This is a genomic window from Providencia sp. PROV261 (genome assembly GCF_028477945.1).
GTDB lineage: Bacteria > Pseudomonadota > Gammaproteobacteria > Enterobacterales > Enterobacteriaceae > Providencia > Providencia stuartii.
Window position 1 is genome coordinate 1 of record NZ_JAMPMC010000025.1, and the last position, 24375, is coordinate 24375.

The 24375-nt window shown below is 38.9% G+C and carries 16 protein-coding genes and 3 pseudogenes; 11 read left to right on the top strand and 8 right to left on the bottom strand.

Annotation, left to right across the window (positions count from 1 at the left end; genetic code table 11):
- Positions 1-341: 341 nt before the first annotated feature.
- The 3 genes and pseudogenes from PR675_RS14380 to PR675_RS14390 all read right to left on the bottom strand — a co-directional run.
- Positions 342-2375 (bottom strand): ATP-binding protein, encoded by a 2034-nt coding sequence (locus tag PR675_RS14380; RefSeq protein ID WP_060561463.1) that lies wholly within the window; start codon positions 2373-2375, stop codon positions 342-344.
- Positions 2372-3550 carry an SIR2 family protein gene (locus PR675_RS14385; protein WP_272582775.1) on the bottom strand — a complete coding sequence of 393 codons (1179 nt, stop codon included), beginning with the start codon at positions 3548-3550 and terminating at the stop codon, positions 2372-2374. The genes PR675_RS14380 and PR675_RS14385 overlap by 4 nt, the downstream gene beginning before the upstream one ends.
- A gap of 1137 nt (positions 3551-4687) precedes the next feature.
- Positions 4688-4795: pseudogene (locus PR675_RS14390) on the bottom strand (transposase); the annotation flags it as partial.
- A gap of 127 nt (positions 4796-4922) precedes the next feature.
- Between PR675_RS14390 and PR675_RS14395 the strand changes: the two are divergent.
- The 9 genes from PR675_RS14395 (at position 4923) to PR675_RS14435 (ending at position 13356) form a co-directional block, all read left to right on the top strand.
- A complete protein-coding gene (locus tag PR675_RS14395; protein WP_014657374.1) occupies positions 4923-5060 on the top strand; it encodes a prophage integrase in 138 nt (45 codons plus the stop codon).
- A 1187-nt stretch (positions 5061-6247) separates the two neighbouring features.
- Positions 6248-6529, top strand: coding sequence for a helix-turn-helix domain-containing protein (locus PR675_RS14400; protein WP_014657375.1), 282 nt, complete (start codon positions 6248-6250; stop codon positions 6527-6529).
- Between the two features lie 146 nt (positions 6530-6675).
- A complete protein-coding gene (fimA, locus tag PR675_RS14405; protein ID WP_040132505.1) occupies positions 6676-7224 on the top strand; it encodes a type 1 fimbrial major subunit FimA in 549 nt (182 codons plus the stop codon).
- An 82-nt stretch (positions 7225-7306) separates the two neighbouring features.
- The gene (locus tag PR675_RS14410; RefSeq protein ID WP_014657377.1) at positions 7307-7843 is read left to right on the top strand and encodes a fimbrial protein; all 537 of its coding nucleotides are present in this window, start codon (positions 7307-7309) and stop codon (positions 7841-7843) included.
- A 68-nt stretch (positions 7844-7911) separates the two neighbouring features.
- Entirely contained in the window at positions 7912-8610 is a 699-nt protein-coding gene (locus tag PR675_RS14415; protein WP_088499421.1) for a fimbria/pilus periplasmic chaperone, read from the top strand.
- A gap of 90 nt (positions 8611-8700) precedes the next feature.
- Positions 8701-11337: a fimbrial biogenesis usher protein gene (locus PR675_RS14420; RefSeq protein WP_060561461.1), complete on the top strand. Its 2637-nt coding sequence runs from the start codon at positions 8701-8703 to the stop codon at positions 11335-11337.
- 58 nt (positions 11338-11395) lie between these two features.
- Complete coding sequence (locus PR675_RS14425; RefSeq protein ID WP_081045592.1) at positions 11396-11884, top strand: fimbrial protein; 489 nt, start codon at positions 11396-11398, stop codon at positions 11882-11884.
- Positions 11885-11896: 12 nt separating this feature from the next.
- A complete protein-coding gene (locus PR675_RS14430; RefSeq protein ID WP_004917439.1) occupies positions 11897-12409 on the top strand; it encodes a fimbrial protein in 513 nt (170 codons plus the stop codon).
- An 8-nt stretch (positions 12410-12417) separates the two neighbouring features.
- Entirely contained in the window at positions 12418-13356 is a 939-nt protein-coding gene (locus PR675_RS14435; RefSeq protein WP_040132504.1) for a fimbrial protein, read from the top strand.
- Between the two features lie 200 nt (positions 13357-13556).
- Here PR675_RS14435 and PR675_RS14440 read toward each other — a convergent pair whose 3' ends face one another.
- Positions 13557-13775, bottom strand: a complete 219-nt coding sequence (locus PR675_RS14440) for a hypothetical protein (protein ID WP_004917435.1) — start codon at positions 13773-13775, stop codon at positions 13557-13559.
- Entirely contained in the window at positions 13772-13993 is a 222-nt protein-coding gene (locus tag PR675_RS14445) for an SIP domain-containing protein (protein ID WP_060561459.1), read from the bottom strand. The genes PR675_RS14440 and PR675_RS14445 overlap by 4 nt, the downstream gene beginning before the upstream one ends.
- Before the next feature lie 392 nt (positions 13994-14385).
- Between PR675_RS14445 and PR675_RS14450 the strand changes: the two are divergent.
- Positions 14386-15484 (top strand): annotated as a pseudogene (locus PR675_RS14450) (IS3 family transposase).
- Positions 15485-15756: 272 nt separating this feature from the next.
- Here the strand turns inward: PR675_RS14450 and PR675_RS14455 are convergent.
- From PR675_RS14455 to PR675_RS14460, 3 genes and pseudogenes are all read right to left on the bottom strand, one after another.
- Positions 15757-19266, bottom strand: coding sequence for an AAA domain-containing protein (locus tag PR675_RS14455; RefSeq protein WP_060561458.1), 3510 nt, complete (start codon positions 19264-19266; stop codon positions 15757-15759).
- A gap of 636 nt (positions 19267-19902) precedes the next feature.
- Positions 19903-20076, bottom strand: a pseudogene (locus tag PR675_RS21025) (integrase core domain-containing protein); the annotation flags it as partial.
- A gap of 219 nt (positions 20077-20295) precedes the next feature.
- Entirely contained in the window at positions 20296-21168 is an 873-nt protein-coding gene (locus PR675_RS14460; RefSeq protein WP_053109869.1) for a phosphorothioated DNA-binding restriction endonuclease, read from the bottom strand.
- 666 nt (positions 21169-21834) lie between these two features.
- Here PR675_RS14460 and PR675_RS14465 point away from each other — a divergent pair.
- Positions 21835-24372: a penicillin acylase family protein gene (locus PR675_RS14465; protein ID WP_060561457.1), complete on the top strand. Its 2538-nt coding sequence runs from the start codon at positions 21835-21837 to the stop codon at positions 24370-24372.
- The last annotated feature ends 3 nt before the right edge of the window (positions 24373-24375 follow it).

Here is a 24375-nt window from a genome sequence, read left to right on the forward strand (position 1 = left end):
TTTCCTCAGTTCAGATTACAAGAAAATTCTACTTATTAATACACCGATTTTTCGGGGGGATTACCGTAGAAGATCAGAACGGGCGTAAGGTTGAATTACCACTATCAATCCTTGAGGCGAATAATCCAGAGTTGGCGAAGATGTCGGTGGCTGGAAAAAAATAATTTTAGTTGTATTTATTCTGCCCTAAATGGAGAGCATTACAATCAGCGTTTTATATTAGCTTAATAGTTTGACTTGATAGTATTGATACTATCAAGTCAATTTTTGGTAGTGAAAACTAATTATCAACCAAAGCCTAGACTGTCATATATAACACTACTACAAATCAGTTAAGTTACTTAACGTTGCCAATCATCAGCTATCAGTTGCCAATCAACTTTGCGAGGATTTTCTCCAGTATTAGACCATACGTCCCAAAAATCAGGATCGTCAGATTGAGGTCTTTGTGTTTCAGTAAGCTCTCTCATTCTAACTAAAACCGGAAGTTCAGAAGCCCATCCTAGTAAAATAGCATGCCGAGATGGTAGAGATGGCAACTCCCTCAATAATCCCCTCATATTATCGGGAACAAGCCTATGGACTTGCTCTTGGTCTCTATCATTACTAATCCGGTGCAACAAAAAAGTATTACATTGAGACAACACTGTTGGAGATAACTCTGACGGCCGTTGGGACGAAACCACAAGACCTAATCCAAATTTTCGTCCTTCTCGAGCTATTTTTTCAAATACTTTGCAGCATATGTCGGAGACTGACTGACCCTCACTATCCTCTTTGTAGCGTTTAATAAATGTATGAGCTTCCTCTGCAACCATAACTGTTGGCAGTGGTTTTCCATTTAGCCTTCGATAACGTTGTAGTGCTTCAAAAGTAACCCTGGAAATTACAGCAGTTACCAAATGTATTATTTCATTTGGTACCAGTGATAAATCGATTACGGTTATAGAACTTTGCCCATCTATCCCTAGAAAAGTGTTTAACCAATTAGTTAAACTGATAGGCTCTTCAGAATCATTTGTTACTACACTTATTCGGGTGTCACCTAACATTGTCCGAATACGAGTCAGAAGAAACTCCACGAACTGCTCTGTACCTGTTTCTTGGGCTAAGGCTTCGAGATACGCTACAAAATCGTCACCTTTAAAACGAATAGGCGCATCTTCACTTTTCGGAAGAAGTTCTTGCTCGTCCCCACCAAGCGTAGCATGCGCATTTTTTAATTCGCTAATCAACTGATCAGTGTCGGAAACTTCAGGTTTTGACGGCCACGGTACACCTGTTCGAGTGGAGAGATACACATTAATCGTGTTTATTAGGTTATCAAAAGGTTTTTTATCGATTTTTTCATTCAACGTGGAGAGACTATTAGCCCATGAGGTTAAACTTTCAACGAAACCTTTCGCATGACCGCCATTTACATATATCTGGCCTTGGCTTGCTAATTGTCTCATTGACACGAGAAGGATACCGCAAAAGTGTTTCGCTTGAATTGTCACATTATCTTCTGACAAAACAGCATTTCTCATAGCCCTCAGAGCTCGGCGCAATAAGGGAAGTTGAACTTTTGAACTTGCTTGAGTAAAAGCAGCCCATTCAGAACTATTCCATAACCATGACGGCACTTTAAGTTCAATTTCTTCAGCATCCGTGTTAGCTTCTACACGTAATAGCTTACCCTTGTATTTTGATTTTGGTCCGAATGCTCTACTGTATTCTCCATTTGGATCAAGTATTATGAACCGAGCATTAGGAGTTTGTTCCTGTTGCAAAACTGCATCTAAAGACCATTGAATTAACCCCGCCACTGAGCATGATTTACCACTACCTGTATTACCCAAGACAGCTATATGTCGTCCAAAAAGCCTATCAGGGTCCACTTTTATTTCTGCATTGTTAGCTAGGGGGCTATCCCCTATTTTTACTCTTCTATTGTCACCTGACTCGATTATTGATTTTAATTGCTCGTCAGTGGGCAGGAGCACTGAGTCACCTACCGAGGGAAAAGCATCTGTTCCTCTTGTGAACTTGAAACCTTCGTTTTTTCTATCAACTCTTAACGTGCCAACAGGATTGATGCTGAGCTTTTTAAGTGGAAAAGGAAGGTCTATCAAGCCAAAATCTTGCAATCCCCTTCTTTTAGGGTATGGTGAATGTTCTACGGCAATCCACTCAACCTGCCCAACAAGAAATCCATCATCACTACTTATAAGTACATAACTATTTATTCGAGGAAAATTACGAGGTGAGCCACCTTGAAGCGATACGGAATCTGGAGAGTCAATCTCTAAAGAAACTCTGATTTCACTAGGCGATACAAAACCAACAGTTCCAATTCTTAATTGCTCTAACCTTTCAATTGGTAAGTAGCTCATAGTGATACCTCGGAGTCAGTTGAATTACCTAATTCTTTTGGCTGCATGAATCCCCTTTGCTTGAGCAATTCAGCCATCTTTATTGATGCTTTATCAATAGCAGGTTTAGGTAGATAGTTATCAACTAAAGTTTTAAGATCTCCTAAATGATCTCCCATTAACAGAGTGATCTGAGCTTTCCTTCCACTCTTAGTAATGAAATTCATAATTCTTCCAAGTGGATCTCCGAAGGCTATTATGACTATATGAGTCGAAGGAACTGTAAGCATGTCTTCAATTACCCTATTGATATGCTCATCACCAAAGCTATAGCCATAGGTGACTAATGTGCTATTTGGACGGCTAGTTGCTGCTGCAAAATCTCGAAATAGCTCAACATAAGGGTACTCGGCAGTTTCTCTATCTTTTACTGAATTAGGATAAATCATGAGCTGTTCATAGCTATTGCTTTCATGACCTTCGGCTTCTAAAAACGGATCAACAGAGCGTGCCCCAAAAGGTAAACCAAAGCGCCGAATTGCACTATTTTGTTCATGCCAATCAAGGGAACCATGAAGCTTAGTAAAACGCGCAACTCCTTCTAAATATCTTGGTTCGCCACGGATTCCAGGAGGATTATAGTGATAATCAACTTCTAATCTTGAAGAACGAAACACTGGAGCGATACTTCCTACAAAGCGATCTATAAGTCTCAAGCCAGCAAGCTCCGCACCTACTTCGATAATACGGTCGTAGTTTGTTGTGAAAATATGTAACCTATCGCGAGTGGCAGTTCTACTTGCAAAGCTCATCAAGAAGCTCACCAGATAATTGAATGTTTCCTCTTTTCGCTTAGGGTCAGCATTTTTAATCAAGTATTCTCCAGTACTTACAGATCTTGAAAACTCACCTAGGCATCGAGAAAGCTCTCCCCTAAGTGCTTTCAAATCAGCTTTTAGATTTCTATAAGCAACATGAGGAGCTGGAGGGTTTTCAGGTTGAGGGGTATTCAGCACTGTCAGAATTTCAAGCCCTTTAATAAGTTCATTAATAGCTCTAATTTGATCTTCTATATTTCCCTTATCGCGGCCAGCAGCTTGGGCAGCTTGGGTAGCAAATGTATCTATTTCACTTTGACATACTGCTAGGTCGCTTATCCAGCCCATTCCTGCTGGAGGTAAACCTGTAGCAGACATTTGAATAGATGTGCTTAAACCTGCACCGATCAATAAGTTTAAATGTTCGGATTGGAAGAGTGCGGTTAGCCAAGGCTCGATATTTTGGCGTAAATTCTCTATTGATATTTCTGCTTCCTGTTTTCCCCATGCACAGTTTCCGATAGGGTAAAAGGATAAGAGTAGGAATCAGCTTGCTCGCTAGAGTTTGGTAACAGTCTAATAATTTCGGGTACACTACCAACCTTTATGTACTGAATATTCATAAACACACTTCTTTTATTTGTATAAAAAACATAATGTTGTAGGCATAAAGGAGAGCTACTAGTATGATAATTTAAGTTATTGCTTTTGAATCTTATGCCTACAAGGCTCTAAAATCCTCAGAGTATCATCTATACAACCCCAAGGTATCCAACATGCTTTCTAACTTAGCAAGGTTAAATATCAACCTATTAGCATATAAGCTCTTATGATTCAACATAGGTGGAAGAAATGCGTGAGAAGAGTTTTTAAATTTATTGATATGCACATGCAGAAATGATTCGATCAAATTCTAAAACGATTGAGAGACAATATGGGCTATGAAAAGTCATTCCCAGAGGGAACGGTGTTTGAATAGGCGGAAAAATACGGGAAATATATCATCTCATATGCGTGCCTCTTCTTCATAAATCAATTAGTAATTGCTCCTACTTAGATGAGGAGGGCTGTTAGCAGCTGATCAGCTATCCTACTCTATCTGACCAAAGATAAGCGAGTAACTATGAAGTATCAGTAGCTAACCGAGAGGCAATGATACCAGATCTTGATGCTGCATGAAGATAACTTATAAGATTATATTGTTTCATCAGCATCACGATTACTTGTATTAGATAACCATCAGAGAAAGTAAGAATTTTATCTGTTGGTACATGCGTTGGTATAAATAAATTTATACTTTAATATTTTAATTTAGATCATGAGGTTAAGTGTTATGTACGAGTCCGGCCTTCGCACCACTAAAGTGAAAATTAAGACGCTCAAGGCGTCTTTTTTTATGCCTGAAATCTTAAGGCTACAAGGCTTTCTTCGCATTTTTAGTTAATGCATGTCAATCCAGGCCAACCCGTATTAACCTCCTTGTGAGTATATCTGTCGCTTCGATAATATTTATTACGCATTACTGCTCCCATTTTGGCGACAAATGTCTTCCACTTTCATCCCTGAATCAGCGAGTTTTAAGATATTAGCGATTTGAGTCTCAGTAAAACGAACTTTTTTCATCATGATCTCTGCTATTTTTAGGGCAAAAAATCTAATTATAGCTGTCTCATTTTAGGGGATGTGGACAACGCGAAATCATCTGAGATATCTCGTATATACCCACTCTGAGGTGAAGAGAACAAAGAATATGGTATTAACCGATACAAAAGTTCGTGCAGCTAAACCGGACGGGAAAGGTTATACACTGACTTTGTTAGTCTTTATTCGTTCTAGTGAATTGTGCTTTGCCCGTTGGGATGAAATTGATTTTGATAATGCCAAGTAGACGATCCTCGTGAAACGTGAAGCGATAGGTGAGGTTAAGCACTCTCATTGCTTTATGATAAATCGATCAAAACCGCTGTTGGCGGTGAAGGTTTTTATACTAACCTAGTTTAGAATGAGGTTATCTCAGCGACATTTAGCAGCGATGAAATCAAAGGAACCTAGGCCCCTTGGGCTTACATTGACTTATCTGTTGAAATCGCTGAGAAAGTAGCAAAAGATCCAATTATAAATAAGTTGTCAAATAGAGGATTACTGGCGTTTATAGTAACTCTCTACATCATCCTTTCTAAAACTTACCATAATACTTCAGTTGACATTAATCATTATCATTTTTAGAGTAATTTGTTTCCTATTTTATTTTTAAAGTTTATTATCAATTATAATCAATCTTTTTTTGATCAATATTGGTTTTTTATTTTTATTGCGGAAGAGGGAGAAGGTGAATTAATACGAGTAAATTCTATTATAATGTGTAAATAATACTGAGTTTTCAACCATTCATTTGTATTTCTTATGTGTCTGATTGTTTTTTGTGCTTTAAGATTGAGTTTGAAATTACAGGAGTAAATAACCAGTATTCTGTTGGGTAAATAATTTTTGGCTAATTATCTTAACGGTGGATGTTTAACTGTTTTTATTTTCAATAACGTGAAAAAATTATTAGATTTATAGAATTTCTGTATTGGTTAGTATTTTAAATTTTCTTAGTGGATAATGTTTTGGTCACGTTTTTTGATATTCTTATTGAAATAAAATTCTTGTTTTCTTTATTTTGTTTGTTGATCGTGTTTTTTAGTTTTACTTCAGCAATTTTTTTGTTTTTTTAATATATGCCTACTTTAGCTATTTATTGTAAGTTATTGTTTCTAAATTACATGTATTACATGTAATTTATTTATCGTATTATTCACCTAAATATTTCTTTTTATTTTAAATTAAAATCTAACTTTATTTATATTATTAATTAATAAGGGATTTTTCTTTTGCTCCTCTCTTATTTTAATCGAAAAAACCGATCGAAAACAAAAATACAATAGATTTCGACTATCAAAATTAGACAATTCGATCGAAAAAAACAATTTTTAACTCGAAAAATGATTCTATATCCTAATGTGAGTTGACGAATGTTTCTCTTATAAACAATACATAGAATAAATCCGCTAATAATAGTTAGAGAGGTTTAGAATGCGAGAGCGAAAATATGATTCGTTATCTAATAATATTGGCAGAATGCTGAAGTCTTATCGTAGAAGAACCGGATTAACAGGCAGCGAATTAGCCAAAAAAATTAATGTAAGTCAGCAACAAATATCCCGTTATGAAAATGGGGTTAATAATATAACATTCGACAAATTAATTATACTTTTTAATGCGCTTGAAATGGATGGGGCAGATGTTGAAATGTTTTTCGAAAAAATAAAGCGTTTTTTTGATTCTGATAAATATAAAAACACACGCAGAGAGTAATAAGGCATGGCAGATATTTAAATTTAATTGAATTACAGTTTGGTAATTTAATTAAATTCGAACATTTTAACTGTGTCTTTATTTAAATGGTACTAACCCTCCTCTATTGTCAAAGTTTTTGCAATAAATAAACATAAGGAAATTTTATGAAAGTTAAATCACTAGCACTTGTTATTGTTTCGGCTCTATCTTTAAGTTCAGTTGCTGCTGTTGCAGAAACGACAACAGTTAATGGCGGTACTGTGCACTTTAAAGGTGAGTTGGTGAACGCAGCATGTGCTGTTGATGCTAACTCTGTAGAACAAACTGTACGTCTTGGCCAATTCCGTACTGCTAAGTTAGCACAAGCAGGTGACACCAGCTCTCCAGTTGGTTTCAACATTCAATTGAATGATTGTGATACCACTGTTGCAACGTCTGCAAAAGTCGCGTTTAGAGGCGTAGCCGCAAATGCCGCTAACCCAACGGTTCTAGCTGTTGCGGGTTCAGCAGCAGGTTCTGCGACTAACGTTGGCATTCAAATTTTAGACTCCAAAAGCGTACCTCTAGATCTTGATGGTGCAACATTTAGTAGTGCTATCACTTTGAATGATGGTAATAACGTTCTGCCATTCCAAGCACGTTACTATGCACTTGGTGCAACAACAGCAGGTATTGCGAATGCTGACGCAACATTTGCGGTTCAGTACGAGTAATTATTGCGCGATGGATGAAGGGTGAAAAACCCAATAGGCCATGGACGGCTTTTTATAAACAAAACTAAAAAGGTGAAAGCTCATGAGAGGGCTGATACTTGCTCTACTACTTTTGGTTTCTCCGCTTATGGAAGCTGGAAATAAGTGGCAAGTCCAACTTCCAGGCGGAGGAATGCGCTTTCAAGGGGAACTGATTGCTGAAGCTTGTAGTGTTGAAACTTCAGATAGAAGTTTGATCGTGAATATGGGGCAGTTGCGCACCAATATGCTCAATGCATCAGGCCAAGATACAGACCCCGTGATCTTTGATATTCATCTCCGAGAATGTAGTGCTGTTGCTAGTGAATACGTCTCAATCACTTTTGCGGGTATTGCTAACGATAAAAACCCAGCGATCTTTGCTATTGATAATGGACCTAATACGGCAACAGGTGTGGGACTGGCTATTTTTGACTCAAAAGATACGTTGATCCCAATAAATAGTTCACCACGAAAAATAGAGCGAGTCAGTAACGGTGATATGACTTTACATTTTGTCGCGAAGTATCGTGCGACTAGCGACCAAATTACAGGCGGAAAAGCGGATGCTCAAGCACTGTTTTCGCTCACATATGAATGAATAAAAAGATCAAAAAAATGTCTGCGCGTATTTTTAATGTTTTTAGTAAAAGAAGGACAGATGTAACCATGAGAACAGGAACAACTCGTAAACTAATTACTGCGTTATTTATATTACTCTGCTCAAGTATATCAACTCAGGTATACGCAGGAGTTGCTTTGGGCGCTACGCGGGTTATTTACCCTGCAGGGCAAAAACAGGTTCAACTTGCTGTCACCAATAATGATGAAAAGGGCGTTTTTCTTATCCAATCATGGGTAGAAAATGCTAACGGTCAAAAAGATAACCAATTTGCTATCACACCTCCGCTGTTTTCTATGCAAGGTAAAAAAGAAAATACCTTACGAATTATTGATGCAACCAATAATCAATTGCCTAAGGATAGAGAAAGCTTGTTTTGGTTAAATGTCAAAGCGATACCTGCTATGGATAAGTCAAAGCAAAATGAAAATACCCTGCAATTAGCGATTATCAGCCGTATCAAACTTTATTATCGTCCTACTGATTTGGCGATTGCGCCAGATAAAGTGGCTGAAGAATTACGTTTTAAGCGGCAAGCCGGAACACTGTTTGTCACTAATCCAACACCATATTTTGCCACGGTAGCTGAACTAAAAATCGGCTCGGTGAAGCTAGATAATGTGCTAGTACCGCCTTTCGGTGACGCGTCAGTAACCGTACCGGCTAATGCAAATGGTGAGATTTCCTTCCAAACCATCAATGATTACGGCGCATTAACCCCCAAAATGACGGGGCGTACTCTGTAAAAGCGGGTTTCTTACTTATAAAAAATAGCTAACTATCACTTTGAATTAAATAACTTACTGAGCGATTTAGCAGATCGGGTCGGAGGGAACATGTCATATCTGGCATCTGGAAAAGAGCCATTAATTTTGGAGAAGAAAACGTTTTTTGGCAATCTACCCGAGCGCCATTTTCCCTTAATTCCATTGGCACTCTTTATTGGTGTCTGCCTATACCCTACTTGGGCTGAGGCAGAATTATACTTTAACCCACGCTTTTTGTCTGATGATCCTTCTGCTGTTGCTGACCTGTCTGCTTTTGAACAAGGTCAAGAAGTACCTGAAGGCACTTATCGTGTTGATGTGTATCTCAATGATGGATATTTATCGATTCGAGATGTTCATTTTACTATCGATAAGAGTAGCAAAGAATTGTCGCCATGTTTAACGCTTGGTGAGTTAGCTAAAATGGGTGTGAAGACATTGGCCATTCCAAATGTCGAGACAATCTCTGAGGACACTTGTCAGCCTTTAAATACATTGATTGCTGATTCAACATCAAAATTTGATGTTGGCTTACAACGTTTATATATCACTGTGCCTCAAGTGTATATGAGGGATAGAGCGCGAGACTTTATTCCTACTGAGTATTGGGACTCTGGTATTACTGCAGGTCTTTTAAATTATAGCCTCACGGGAAGTCGTGCACGTAACCAAAATGGTACTCATAGCAGCTATACCTACCTGAATTTACAGAGTGGATTAAACCTTGGGCCATGGCGCTTGCGCGATAACTCCACATGGAGTCACAGTAGCGGTAAGACTAACAGTGAAACGCGTTGGGAGCATATCAATACTTATTTAGAGCGCGGTATCAATGAATTTCGCTCACGCTTAACGGTAGGTGATAGTTACACACTTGGTGATATTTTCGACAGTTTTAACTTCCGTGGTATTCAATTAGCTTCCGACGATAATATGCTACCGGAAAGCGAAAAGGGTTTTGCGCCTGTGATCCGTGGTATTGCACGAGGCACTGCTGACGTTTCAATTAAACAAAATGGCTATGAAATTTACCGGAATACTTTTCCGCCAGGGCCTTTTGTTATTAATGATTTATATGCGGCAGGGAACAGTGGTGATCTCCAAGTTACCATTACAGAGGCGGATGGTTCAATACAAAGCTTCACGGTGCCTTATTCTTCGGTGCCTTTGCTACAGCGTGAAGGGCATACTAAATATGCGGTTACAGTAGGTGACTACCGTTCAGGAAATGGGCAACAAGAAAAGCCGACCTTTGTACAAGGTACCATAATGCGTGGTTTGTCATATGGTTGGACGCTATATGGTGGAACGCAACTTGCAAATCGCTACCAATCTTTCAACGCTGGTATTGGTAAAAATATTGGTGTGTTTGGGGCATTATCCGTCGATATTACACAAGCTAATGCCAAGCTACCTGATGATAGTAATCATCAAGGACAATCTATTCGCTTCTTATATAACAAGTCACTGAATGAAACGGGAACAATTATTCAGTTAGCTGGTTATCGTTATTCAACTAAGGGTTATTACTCATTCGCGGATACCACCTATAAACGAATGGATGGCTATAACCTTGCAACACAAGATGGTGTTATACAGGTTACGCCGAAATTCACCGACTACTACAACTTAGCCTATAACAAACGCGAAAAAATCCAATTAAGTTTGACTCAACAATTGGGTGAACAATCGACGTTATATGTGACGGGTAGTCACGAAACATATTGGAATACTAATAAATCAGATAAGCAATTACAGGTTGGTATCAATACGTTAATCGAAGGGATCAATTGGGGCTTAAGTTACAGCCTATCGAAAAACTCGTGGCAGGATGCCAACGACCAAATGTTGGCCTTGAATGTGAATATTCCATTCAGTCATTGGCTGCGTTCGGATAGCCAATCTATCTGGCGTAATGCAAGTGCCAGCTATAACGCTTCACATGATCTGAAAGGCCGAGTCACCAATACGGCTGGTATCTATGGAACATTATTGGATGACAATAATTTAAGTTATAGCGTGCAAACAGGTTATGCCGGGGGTGGGGAAGGAAACTCTTCTGCAACAGGCTATACCTCACTCAACTATCGCGGTACTTATGGTAATGCCAACGTGGGCTATAGCTATACCAATGACTTAAGCCAGATGTATTACGGTTTAAGTGGAGGGATTTTAGCGCATGCTAATGGGGTCACGTTAAGCCAACCAATGAATGATACGGTGGTTTTAATTAAAGCGCCGGGTGCTGGGAATGTCAAAGTTGAAAACCAAACCGGTGTTACAACGGATTGGCGTGGTTATGCCGTTTTGCCCTATGCCTCTGATTACCGTGAAAACCGAGTCGCTCTTAATACCAATACATTAGCTAATAATGTTGATCTTGAAGATCCCGTCGTGAGTGTTGTACCGACTCGAGGTGCAGTAGTGCGTGCGGATTTCCATCCTAAAGTAGGTGTGAAAGTACTAATGACACTCATGAGACAGGGCAAACCTGTGCCATTTGGTGCAGTGGTAACCTCAAAAGGCAGTAATGGTGGCAGTATTGTTGCCGATGATGGGCTGGTTTATCTAACAGGGTTGCCACTGGCAGGGCAATTGGCTGCTCGCTGGGGAGATAGCCCAGATGCACAATGCCAAGTCAACTACACACTGCCTGAGCAAAGCCGGCAGGAAATACTCAGTAAGCATCGTGTAGAGTGCCTCTAAGGAGCAAAAAGTGTTTGATAAATTGAAGATTTTTTTTGCAACCTTGCTGTCGTCGATCATGTTTTCTGCAAGTGCTTATGCAGCGGATAGCACGATCACTATTAAAGGCAATGTCAAAGACAACACTTGTGCAGTCGCACCGGGTTCTCAGAATCAAGTCGTTGATCTGCTAAATAATGCCGTTAGACAACTATATGCCATCGGTGAAGTGACACCACTTGTGCCATTCCAAATTGAGCTTACCCCTTGTGGAGCGTCAGTATTAGCCGTCAAGGTAGGATTTGTGGGCATCGCAGATGCAAACAATACGTCGTTATTGGCGTTAGAACCAGGAACTTCTAATGTTTCAGGAGCAGGGATACAAATTTTAGATGGCAGTAGAACGCCATTGGTACTCAATGCCAATAGTAATCAAATTGCATGGACACCATTGGTTGCTGGGCGAAGTAATACCTTGCAATTTTATGCGCGATTGATGGCTTCTAATTTACCTATTGTTGCAGGTCATGTACGAGCGACAGCAACTTTCACGCTTGAATTTCAGTAAACAGGGGATGCCATGATTGATAATTATTGGAAGAGGATCACTGCACTACTATTGGGGGTGTTATCAAGCCAGATAACCTCAAGCTATGCGGCGGATGCCACAGTCACCGTGAATGGTAGTGTGGTGGCAAAGCCTTGTACTGTAGCAACCACTACCGCCAATGTTGAATTGGGTGATCTATATACCCTCAATTTAATTTCTGCTGGCTCAGCCTCTGAATGGCATTCAATTTCATTGAATTTAGAGAATTGCCCGGTTGGTACATCAGCAGTGACGGCAACCTTTCAAGGGATCGCCGATACCACTGGCTATTATAAAAACCAAGGTACGGCAGGCAACATTCAGTTGCAATTGCAAAATAGTGCAGGAACAAATTTGAATAACGGTGCGCAGCAAAAATTACAGGTCAATGATTCTACCATGTCGACGAGTTTTCCATTAAGAGTCAGAGCATTAACAGTCAAAGGTGGTGCGACACAGGGAACTATTCAGGCAGTGATTGATGTCACTTACACTTATCAGTGAGTTAAACCATGAATGTAAAAAAAATGATTAAATTACTTTTCGCTAATCTGATTATTTATTTAGCCAGTATCTCTTCTGTGTATGCATTTACTTGTTATGACTCAACGGGGAATGTATTGGATAGTCTTTCGGGGACAGCGACTGCGAACGTTTATGTTAACCTTCAACCGAGTGTGCAAGCAGGACAAAACTTAGTGGTGGATTTGTCACGATCTATTTTTTGTCGCAACGATAGTCCTTTAACTCGTAGGGACTTGGTGAGTATGAGACGAGGCTCTGCCTATGGTGGGGTATTGTCGAACTTTAATGGTTCATTACGCTATTATACGTCAAGCTATCCGTTTCCGTTGGTGTCACCGACTCATCAACAGAATTTCCCTTCAGGGAATTATACACCTTGGAACACTCAGCTATATTTGACCCCTATTTCAGCGGCGGGGGGAGTGGTTATCAATAAAGGCACTCGTTTTGCGACATTGGTGATGTACCAAGTTGGCTCTGCTCTTGTTGGTGGCGGTAATGTGGAGACGGCGACCTTTACGTGGAATTTATATGCCAACAATAATGTAGTAGTACCTATTGGTGGTTGTGATGTTTCTTCGCGTAATGTGATCGTTAATCTGCCTGAATATCCTGCAACTGCACCAGTACCACTTTCTATTTATTGTGCACGAAATCAAAATATTTCTTATTACCTGACAGGTTCAACGGATACCAGCTCTTCCATATTTGCGAACACTTTTTCGGGAACTAATGCGGCAAAAGGCGTCGGGATCCAATTAGTGCGTAATGGAAACGCCATCCCAACTAACCAAAACGTGCAGTTGGGGGCTGTGGGAACATCTGCGGTGAGTTTAGGTTTGAGTGCACGATATGCACGTACTACAGGGCAGGTGACGGCAGGGAAAGTACAATCAGTGATTGGTGTTACTTTTATCTATGATTAAAGAGAGAGTCAAATGTCGCTAAATTCAATCGCTGCATTTGACGAATTCAGCCTGTTATGTGATTTATGTGAGACAACGCGTACAGGCTGCAACGTATCTTTTAATAAGCTTTGAGTAACGAATGTATTTAATAAACGCCCAAGTGAAGATAGATAGTGATGTGAAATAATCAGTAATTCGCGGTTGAGTCGTGCCATTTGTTAAGGAAACATTTCTATAGGCATGCCAACAGCCATCAAGCCTTGAGCGGAATATCTCATATCATGTAATGACTGAACAACTCGACTTATTTGTTTTTCAGCGAGTTGTTCTTTGTGCTGAGCGGCAGGGTATTTATTAAATTCATTGCTATCTGAACGTAGGTCGGTTCGACTCAGGGCAAAGGTATTATCAGCAATTAATAATACGTTATTAATCATTTCATTATCTCATGTATAAATGAAACCGAACCTTTAAAGTTTGATTTGCCTTTCTTCCAATAACCTTTAGTAAACAACAACTTTTTGGGAATATCAGTCTCATTGATAAAGAGATCTTTTAGGTATGCAGCGACTTGTCGTTCATAAGTCAACCACACTTGCCTTTGTTTATCAGAGAGTCTGTAATGGCTGATGGCTTGCACAAGTGAGCTATTCATTCCACATGTCAAAATGTCGGATGCGGATTTGCCAATTGCTTTTTAATAATGAGTAATCAATAAATTTATCCACATCATCACAGCATAATGTGATACGTCACATTATTGGGATAATTTGTTGTATATCACACACTCTTGCCTCTCGTTTGCTGTGAGCATCGCATTCCAACATAACATCAACTATTTTATTCAATGTGTTATGTATAATTTCCGCCTATTTACAGCAGCGAAAAAAGATACTGATTGATGATAAATGAAGCAGATGATAGGACAATATTGGGATCAATCGCTTGGCAATCAGTTAAAACTATCAGTATTAGTGGAATGTCCACTTCCCCTAAAATGAGACAGCTACAATTAGATTTTCTGCCTTAAAAATTGCAGAGGTCATGATGAAAAAAGTTCGTTTTACTGAGACTCAAATCGTTAATATCTTAAAACTCGCTGATTCAGGGATGAAAGTGGAAGATATTTGTCGCCAAAATGGGGTCAGTAATACTACTTATTGTAATGGTTAATGGTGGTATGGAAGCTAATGATGTTAAACGATTGAAAGAGCTTGAAGAGGAAATGCAAAGCTTAAAAAATGTATGCAGAAGTCAGCTTTGAAAATCAGGCGATGAAGGAACTTTTTGCAAAAAAGGGTTGGTAGTGGCTGAAAAGAAGTCCTGTACTCAGGCTTTAAAAGAGGCAGGTTTATCAGTCATTAAAGTTTGTAAATTAACATCATTACCTCGGGCAACATTTTATCGTCGACAGCTAAATTGGCGTGAAAGAGATCGTGCAGTGATTGATGCTATTCAATCAGTTTTAGCTAAATCGCCACAATCAGGATTTTGGAAATGCTATTTTCGGCTAAGATTTCAAGGCTATCCCTTTAATCATAAACGAGTTTATCGCGTTTATTGCCGTTTAGGGTGAAACCTGAAACATCGAGTTAAAAAAATACTGCCGAAACGAGAAAAAAGCCCCTTAGTGATTGAAGAAGTCCCGAATGTTCAATGGGCATTGGATTTTGTACATGACAGTTTATATTGTGGTAAGCGTTTCAGAATATTGAATATTATTGATGAAGGAACACGTGAATGTTTGGCGATTGAAGTGGATACATCGTTGCAAGCTGAACGGGTTATTAGAGTGCTTGAACGCTTAAAAGTCGACAGAGGAGTGCCGAAACAAATACGCGTGGATAATGGATCTGAGCTTATTTCAACCAACCTATTGAATTATTGTACAAATAATCAGATTGAGCTATGTCATATTCAACCCAGTAAGCCACAACAAAATGGCTTTATCGAACGTTTTAATGGCTCGTTCCGCCGTGAATTTTTAAATGCATATTTATTTGAGTCATTAAGCCAAGTACGTGAAATGGTGTGGTTTTGGCAACAAGATTATAACCAAAATCAAACGCACGAAAGCTTAAATCCCCCCCCTCCAGAGGTATATCGTAAACAGTTAGAAAACTCTAAATTGCAGTGTCTTAATTAATGGGGAGTGGACACATGACTAATTGTTTTTTATGCTAAAATTAAAGATGAAAACTCACAACATCGTATGGTGAATCCAACCATTTTAATTGGGGGCCAGTACAGTATGTTATAAATTGGAGAGTAATTGGTTCAATACTTAGCACCAAAAAAGAACAATCTTTACTACATCCTGCAAAATAAAACGTCTGCTCCTCGCTCAGACCAGACTGTCAGGTTTAATAGTGTTCTACAATAAACCCTGACAGTTCAAGTCTGAGCTAATATATAATGTTACCGTCGTTCAAGGTTGTTGTGGATAGCTTGAATTTCTTCTTTCAAACTTCCACCACAATAAACCATAGAGGTATCATATCGTTCATACTTGGCTTCACGAGATGCGCTAAACCAATTGAATGAGCCAATGCAGAGTAAATTATCATCTCCGATAACAATTTTACTATGAACTCGTCGCACTAGCTTTGTAGCAATGCCATAAGAATCTAATTGTTCCAAGGCATTATGAAGATTGACTTCTCTTTCTTTACGTTTTTCAGGATCAGAGTGTTGGATATTGTAATTTCTATCGGTGATCACTTTTACTTGGATACCCTTAGCTGTTGCTTGAGCCATGGAATCAATGAATCCAGCTTGTTCAAGTTTTTGCAAATTTAACCAAGGGGATATAATGGTAATATGTTTTTCAGTGTTACTAATTGTTTGATTTAAAAAGTCATCGTGCTCTTTCACACCGTGAAGCGTGTATATTTGAGTATTCGATTTTTGTAAGTCTTGCCTTTCTTTGTATTCGAAATGTAAGGCATTCCTTTCCTCTAAGAATAAGTATTTGGCAAGCAATCCCCTTGGTGAAGAAGGGGGTTGGATTTCAAATAAATCCATATCTCCAAAAACAAGAAAACTATCCTTAGCGCGTGATACAGCAACATTCAGCATGCTGTTATCACTATCGATAAAACCGCCATCTTCATGTTTTGAATATACAGGGGAAAATATAACAATCGCTCTTTCTGCGCCTTGAAGTGAGTGAACAGTACCGACAGTTAGTGTATTTTCACTAGTTTCAGCAGTAATTCCTTGTTTACTAAGAGCATCTTTAATAGTTGAAACTTGAGCACTGAATGGCGTTACTATTCCAACTATTTGCTGAATAGGTTTCCCATAGTGATTTTCGATACGTTGTCGATTTTCTATTAACCAAGCTGAAATGATTTCTGCTTCTAATCGATTGAAACGGCTTCCTGTATTTCTTTGCTCACCTTTTCCATCGATATGGAGATAGCCCATTGCAGGGAATAAAAGGTTGTCACTATCTCCTCTTTTTGGTAGTAATTTTCCTTGATAGCAAAGCTCATTACAGTACCCGATGATGTTATCAAAGCAGCGTCGATGCTCGTAAAGATACATACCTCTCTCTAAATCAGAGTCATAATGGTAGCGTGAAGACAATTGTGCAATTTTCATTACACTGCCAGAAGCTGAACACTTTCCGAGTTCGGTGATTGAGTCATATTCTGCATTGATTTGTTCTTGTGTATTTTCGCTCAGAATTTTTTCTTCCAACATGTTTCCGGAGTCAATGGCTCGAGTGATATTCCATATTGGAGGTATTTGTGCAGTATCGCCAATAACAAGTGCTTTTTTAGCAAATGCGAAGGAGGCCGCAGCAACTTCAGGTAGTACTTGACCGGCCTCATCGACAATGAGTAAATCAGCAATATTATATGCATAGCCTCTTTCATGCTTTTTTTGCCCTTTATTTGCGGGTAAAAGCATATAGTTAGGTAACATATAGCAAGTCATTACCACACATGGCGTTAACATCATTTTACGTTGCCAGTGACGTTCTACTGTTTTAAGCCCGTTTTTTCCTTTCTCCTTGTTAAGATCATCAATATTGAGTACATCAATGAGCCAACGGCCTTCCCAATAATGAGTGGTTAGCAAAAATAGAGGAAATCTGATTTGTGTGTCAGCCAGTTCATCAATTTGCAACAAGTTTGGTTCTTCACCCTGTTTATATCCAAGTTCAGAAGCAATGGTGAGCCACTTTGCCAATATCTCTTTTTCTTGTTGGGTTATTTGATGTATATAATTAATTTGTTGTTGATAATCCTCTTGTTTTCGCTCTTCACTATCGAGCAATTTTTTAATTAAACTATCAATAACATTGATTTCAGTTGGTTCTTTTTCAATGTCGAAGCCATCTAATTTATCAGCAAGGAACAGCTTAACTTGGTAGTAACGCTTTTTTCCGACTGGTGGAAGCCATGAAAATAATGAAATAAATAGAGATTCATTCGCTCTATATTTATCCCATTCTACTGAAGCAATTTTTAACCTATCTATTTTAGATTGTGTTTTTGATAGTAATACGGTCTGGTCATTAAGATAAGAATTTATATCATCGGATACTTGGGCGATTTTCCCTCGAATTTCTTGTAGAGAATCCCAAGTTTGCTTTATCTCAACTAACTTATTGGACTGCTCGGAGAGTTGTTCATGCAATAACGCAATAATTTTTTCAGGGGATGAACAATCTTTATTGGGGAATGCCAATTTGGCTTTATTTAAATAAAAATCTAGTGCGCTTTCAATATATTCTTTAGGTTCTATTTCTTTAAAAAACTCGTCAGTCTGGTACTTTTTGATTGCTTCTGCTTTCTTGGTACTTGAAGGGAAATAAGCACCAAAACTTTTAATATTTGGCAGCCAGCGACCTGACATAGCGCCATTTCCTTCGGAAAAGTCCTTTCCAAATGCTTCGATGATATTAGTGACGGCTTGGTTATTGGTTGAAGTCGCAAGTACAATTGGCGGATTTGTTTGTTCGAGCGCGGCTTTAGCCCAAAGCGTTGCAATAATGGATAAAAGTAAAGTCGTTTTTCCTGTGCCAGGAGGGCCGTTGACTGCTAAAATATCGCCGTCATTGGCATTAAGAAAATGACCTAGTGCATCTCGCTGAGCCAGCGCTAAAGGAAACCTATCCCCAGAATGACCTAATCGATAAACAAAGGAATCTTCAGTTGAAATTAGTGGCTCGATTTCAGGAGAAGTGAAGTTAGCGAACCGCTCAAATAATGGGACTTTTTTCTTATTTACAAGTAAGTGGTCATAAAGAGAAAGAATATGAGTACTAGCACCTTTAGGTTCTACTTTTTTTAGTATATATCCGTAATCGGCAAGTTCATACTGTTCGTGAGTGTTTATCCAAGATTCAGCGATACTATTTAATAGTTTATATGAATCATCTAAATATGATCCCCACCCTTGGAAATAGCCTTCATATCTTTTCTCTTTTTCTTCTTCAGTTTCTTCAGTTTCTAAATGAGATTCATCATAATGCATAGATGATGATGTATTCGTCGTTTTATATTTATCGTACTCAGATATTTCACCAATAGAGAATGAACCATGAGACAGCGGTTCAAGTAGATCTCTAGGAATGACGGTAGTTGATGTTGGAAATAAAAAACCTTCTCGATTTATTTTTGCTAGTGTCACAAGCGGGGTGACATATGTTGGACTGCCAGCAAGGCGTTCTTTTCCATGTTGTATTAGCCGTATAAAAACTTTTGGGCGTAAAATGACATCTACTGTGTTTACATCATCTTTTTCATCGGAAAAAAAACGCTCAGTAATAATGCTATCAAGGCGACCTGATGAAACACTTTCCCATTTAGTCAAATTATTCGTGTCTCGTTTTTCTAGAGCCCCTTTTCCTGACTCCGCATCAGCTAGTGAATTTCGCCAATAAGCGGCTAATTTTAGATAGTTATCATCCATTTCCTGTCCTAAAAATAATAATATTTAATTGACTATAATAAGATAAATTTATATATAGAGCGTTATTCTCCATACTCACAGGATAACTTCAATATAAAATTTAACTTGATTTTAAGTTTTGATAGGGGGTCTAGAGCGGTGTCGGTTATCTGATAACTTATAAGCATGTATTGTTCCACCTGCATCGCGATTACTTGTATTAGACAGCTATCAGAAAAAGTACGAATTTCACCTGTTGGTATAAATAAATTTATACCTTCATATTTTAATTTAGATCACGAGGTTAAGTGTTATGTGCGAGTACTACCTCCGCTAAAGTGAAAATTAAGATACTAAAGGCGCCTTTTTTATGTCTGAAATCTTAAGTTTACAAGGCCTTCCTCATGTTTCAGTCAATCCATATCAATATAATCCAATCCACACCATCTTTTTTGTGAGTATATCTGTTGTTCCGATAATGTTTATTACTCATTATTTAATAACTACACTCGTTCCAAAACTGCCTGCGCCCCTGTTTCTGGCAAATCCACTTTGGCATAGTTAAAGGCTTCGTCATATTTGAAGTAGTGATTTTCACTATCTAGTTACTGGGGTTGTCCATTTCTCATTATTTGAGACAGGCCAACTTAGAATTTAACTAACTGATTCAAATAAATAGGTATTTAAACATTCACGATGAAACGGCTCATTGAATTGCTCGATAACGCTATTTCACTGTGGCTTATTGGGTTAAATATGGTATAACTCAATTTGATCATTTTCGCAGTAGTTCAATAAATTAATTGAAATTAGCTCGGGGCTATTAGCCACGTGAATTTCTTGGACAATCCTCCTTGTATTGTACACTTTCGAACACATGTTCTTACATGTTATCTGGCTAATAGGGTGTCGATTTTAATTATGGGTATTTGAGTGAATAACGCTCAGTACCTTAGATGGTTATCACAATATAAGGTGTCATGCATAATATCTAATGCCTACTAGGTATCTGATATTTTTTCACATTGAGCTGAACAATAAAAACAACTCTTATTGTTTGAAAACTTGTTCACGATGCCAATTAATAAATATATCTTTTGGGTATTCCATCGTATCTTTAGGCAAATAGATTAATTTACCTGCAAAATTCCAGAATAACTTTTCTACCATCTGGTTACCATTAACCCCTTTAGAGACCAGTAATTTCATATTCTCATCAAGGCCGATAGCGCCCATATCAAAAGCGGAATGATGCAGTGAACATAAAGCAATCCCATTATTAATCGTGCATGGACCACCAAACTGTTTCCACTTAATATGAGCGGCTTCTAAACCAACAACAGCACTATCATAACGTAAATTGTAACCGCATATAGCACATTGATAATTGTAAGCTCGTAAAATATTTTGCCTAAACGCGGGGTCTCGGGCCTTGCGGATTTCATGGAGTGGAAAGTCGAGACGGCTAGCGATAATATCTTGTACATTTTCAGGAAAATGCTCATTTAAAATCTGTTGGGCTAACTTATCTATCAAAGTAGGCCTTTTTAGAAGAAGTTGGTAGCTTTCTTCATTAAACCCGCCAAATATATTTTGCTGAATTAACTCATTTTTAGAGGGCTGCTTATTCCCTTTTTTCAGTTTGTATTCTTCTGTATTTTGTAAATCCCAAAATCCATCCCGTTTTAATCGCCAAAAAGGCATATTTGGATAGTATTCTCGGCGATATGGGCCAAAACTAATAAGCAACTCTAATAGCTGTTGGTGAATTTCATTTCCATAATTAAATAGACGGGGATGCCCCTTTCGATATTCTGAAAGTACCAATAAAAGCAATAGCGGCTTATGAGGGGCTCTTTGATCGCCTTTACGCCATATCGTCAAGTTAGAAATATCATTCTGTAGCGCACTGGAAGTATACATAGTTATTTTATTTTCAGCAGATTAGAGTTATTACCATTTATTTGGGCAAACAGATGCAGCAGCTTACAGCTAGTTTCCATCTATTTACCTTATTTTGCAAATTCGCTATAGAAAAATGGTTTGTAAGACGACAAAAATTTAGTTTGACGATATTTGTATGGATTATTGGTAATCGCCAAATCGTTTTAAGAAAATAAGCAAAGAAAAACAGCGGATTATACGGAAAATTAAGTCAGCTGATAAGCATTGGCAACGTTTTCAGAATTCAAAACTTCTAGTGTGAATATTGTGTAAAGTCGTAGAAGCTAATAATAATTGTAAAATTAACTGATGGGTCAGAACTAACCAACATTCTGTGGTTAGCAAGTAAGATACTCGTGTGCGGGTAACGTGTTTAGCGTCATATTAAACGAAGCAAACATATTTTTTCGAGTATTGTTGTGAAAGTTTCAATTTTCCATTCGTTGTCTATACATATCCATTACTCAACATTCTTAACTTATCTGTATATCAGCAAAAATAGATAAAACGTTATTCATCATCATTGAAGCTAGTGGAAGATAAATCCCCCTATACCACGATAAGAATCCCCTTATTTAATTTAACTTTAGGTCATGCCTATAATGAGAAATTCTTTGGTGGTAGTTCTGATATATGAGGCAATAGATGGGACGCAAAGGACTGTTTTTATCTTGTATTATCAGCGGGGTACTATTGCTATCTGGCTGTCACAGCTTACTCAATAACTACTATGCTGATACCCTCCCTAAAACAGAAGGACAAGTGGTTCTTGCAGGGTTAAAAGCCCCCACTACTGTACGTTATAACCAAATGGGCGTTCCTTTAATCAAAGGGCAAAACCTTGAAGACGTTTATTTAACATGGGGTTATATTCATGCATCAGAACGCATTAGCCATATGGAGCTGATGCGCCTCACGGCAGAAGGTCGTTTAGCAGAATACCTGGGCGAACCGGCCGTTGGCATTGATAGTTTTATGCGCAAAATGGGTTTTCGTGAAGCGACGACTATTTTATATCGAAATGTCAGTCCACAAAATCGTCGTTATCTTGAAGCTTATGCCAATGGTGTCAATCTTTGGTTAGATAATCATCAAGATAAACTACCAATGGATTTATCAGCGGCAGATTATGTTGTTCCGAAATGGCGCCCCGATGATGCAATTTTAATTCTATCTCTCGCTAATTTCGGCTTGGCGGGAAACCTGCATGAAGAGATTGATAGCTTAATCGTTGCTCAGCAGTTGGGGGCGGATATGCTACCTTGGCTATTTCCAACTTATCCTGATGAGCCTCTTCCTCACCAAGAAGCAAAGAAATTGCAAGGGCTAAATTTAGAACCGTTTAAACAAGACATCGACCAGTTAACACTTGCTAGCCAATCTCTAAAAAATATTCATTTACATGATGTTATGGCATCCAATAACTGGGCTGTAACCGCAGATCTCACACAACACAATGGTACATTACTGGCTAATGATACCCACCTTCCAATCGGTTTACCTTCTTTATGGAGTTTTATTCAGATTGAAACTCCTGAGCTATCTATGGCTGGTGCGGCGATCTCAGGGATCCCCGCGATTGTATTAGGTGCAACCCCTGATCTGGCGTGGGGATATACCATGGTGATGGCGGATAATCAGGATCTATTTTTGGAGCAGATCAGAGAAACGGACAATGGATTTGAATATCTCTATCAACAGCAATGGTATCCGGTAAAGCAAACTCAAACCGTGTTTCATGTAAAAGGTCGCCCCGATAGAGTCGAAAATGTCTATCATACGCAACATGGTGTGTTGCTAAATGAGTCGCTGAAAGAGGGCAGTTATTTGCTGCAACCCCTTGAGGTCAGAACGCAATACGGGATCGCCTTTAGTAGCCTACTGCCCGCTACCGATGATATTAGTATCGATGCGTTAATGGATCTACCTAAACAAAAGAGTGTTTCCCAAGCCATTAAATTAGCAAAAGAAATTAGCGTTATCTCCGTTAATATGCTGTTCGCCGATAAGCAACAAATTGGCTGGCAATTAACGGGAAGTTATCCATTGCGCAAAAAAGGGCTTGGGTTATTTCCCTCTCCGGGATGGGAAGGGGAATATGATTGGATAGGCAGGGTGTCTAATCAGCATTATCCAACCTCTATTAAAACTCGAAAAGGTTGGTTGGCGACTGCAAATCAGCGAGTTGTAGAGAAGGGCTATCCTGTTAATTTTTCTCAAACATGGGCGCACCCAGAACGTTTTGAACGAATTTCAGCGCTATTGAATGCAACGGATCGACATAATTTAGATAGCATGCAGCAGATGCAGTATGATCAATTCGACCCTATGGTGACGAAGTTACAGGTTTATCTCAGAGACCCTGCATTACAAAACGCGATCGCTCAACTCCCACAATCAGAACAACAACAAGCGAGGCTAGCTCAACAACGCTTGTTGGCATTTGATGGTTACCTGCATGCCGATAGTGCCGGTGCGGCGCTGTATAACTTATTTTTAGCTCAGTTCAGCCAGCAATTATTTGCAGATCGCTTCGTCGATTCACCGCAGGCGTGGAAGGCGTTTGTTGAAAGCTCCAAGTCTTATTCAGCGCAAGCTGAGCATCTGCTTTGGCAAGATGACAAAAGTGCCAATGCGAGTCCTTTTTGGCAAAAATCGGACCCGGCTCGTAGCGGTAAAGCGAAAATCATTGCCTATTCATTAGCACTGGCTAACCAACAAGGTGAAAAGCAATTTGGCAAAAATTATTCACGTTGGCAGTGGGGGAAATTACACCGCTATCAATGGAATAGCTTGTCATCACAAATGGCGGAATATCTTCCAAAAGAACAACGCAGGACGATTGATCGACTCGATAGCTATTTGAATCGAGGCCCTTATCCAGCGGGTGGAAATCTCAATACGGTCAATATTTCCAGCTATAGTATGGGCGATAATTTTGATACTTTGTTGATCCCTGCAATGCGCTTAATTGTTGATTTCAGCCAACAAGATCCAGTATGGGTAATGAATAATGCGGGGCAGTCTGCCAATCCTGCAAGTCGTCATTATGCCGATAATATTGAAGGTTGGTTGAAAGGAAAATATCAAAACCTTCCTTTTAGCCCGGAAGGGCAATCCCAGTGGTACAGCGATAACGTGTTGCAGTTTGTGCCTCGCTCACTTTCAACACAGGCGCATTAATAC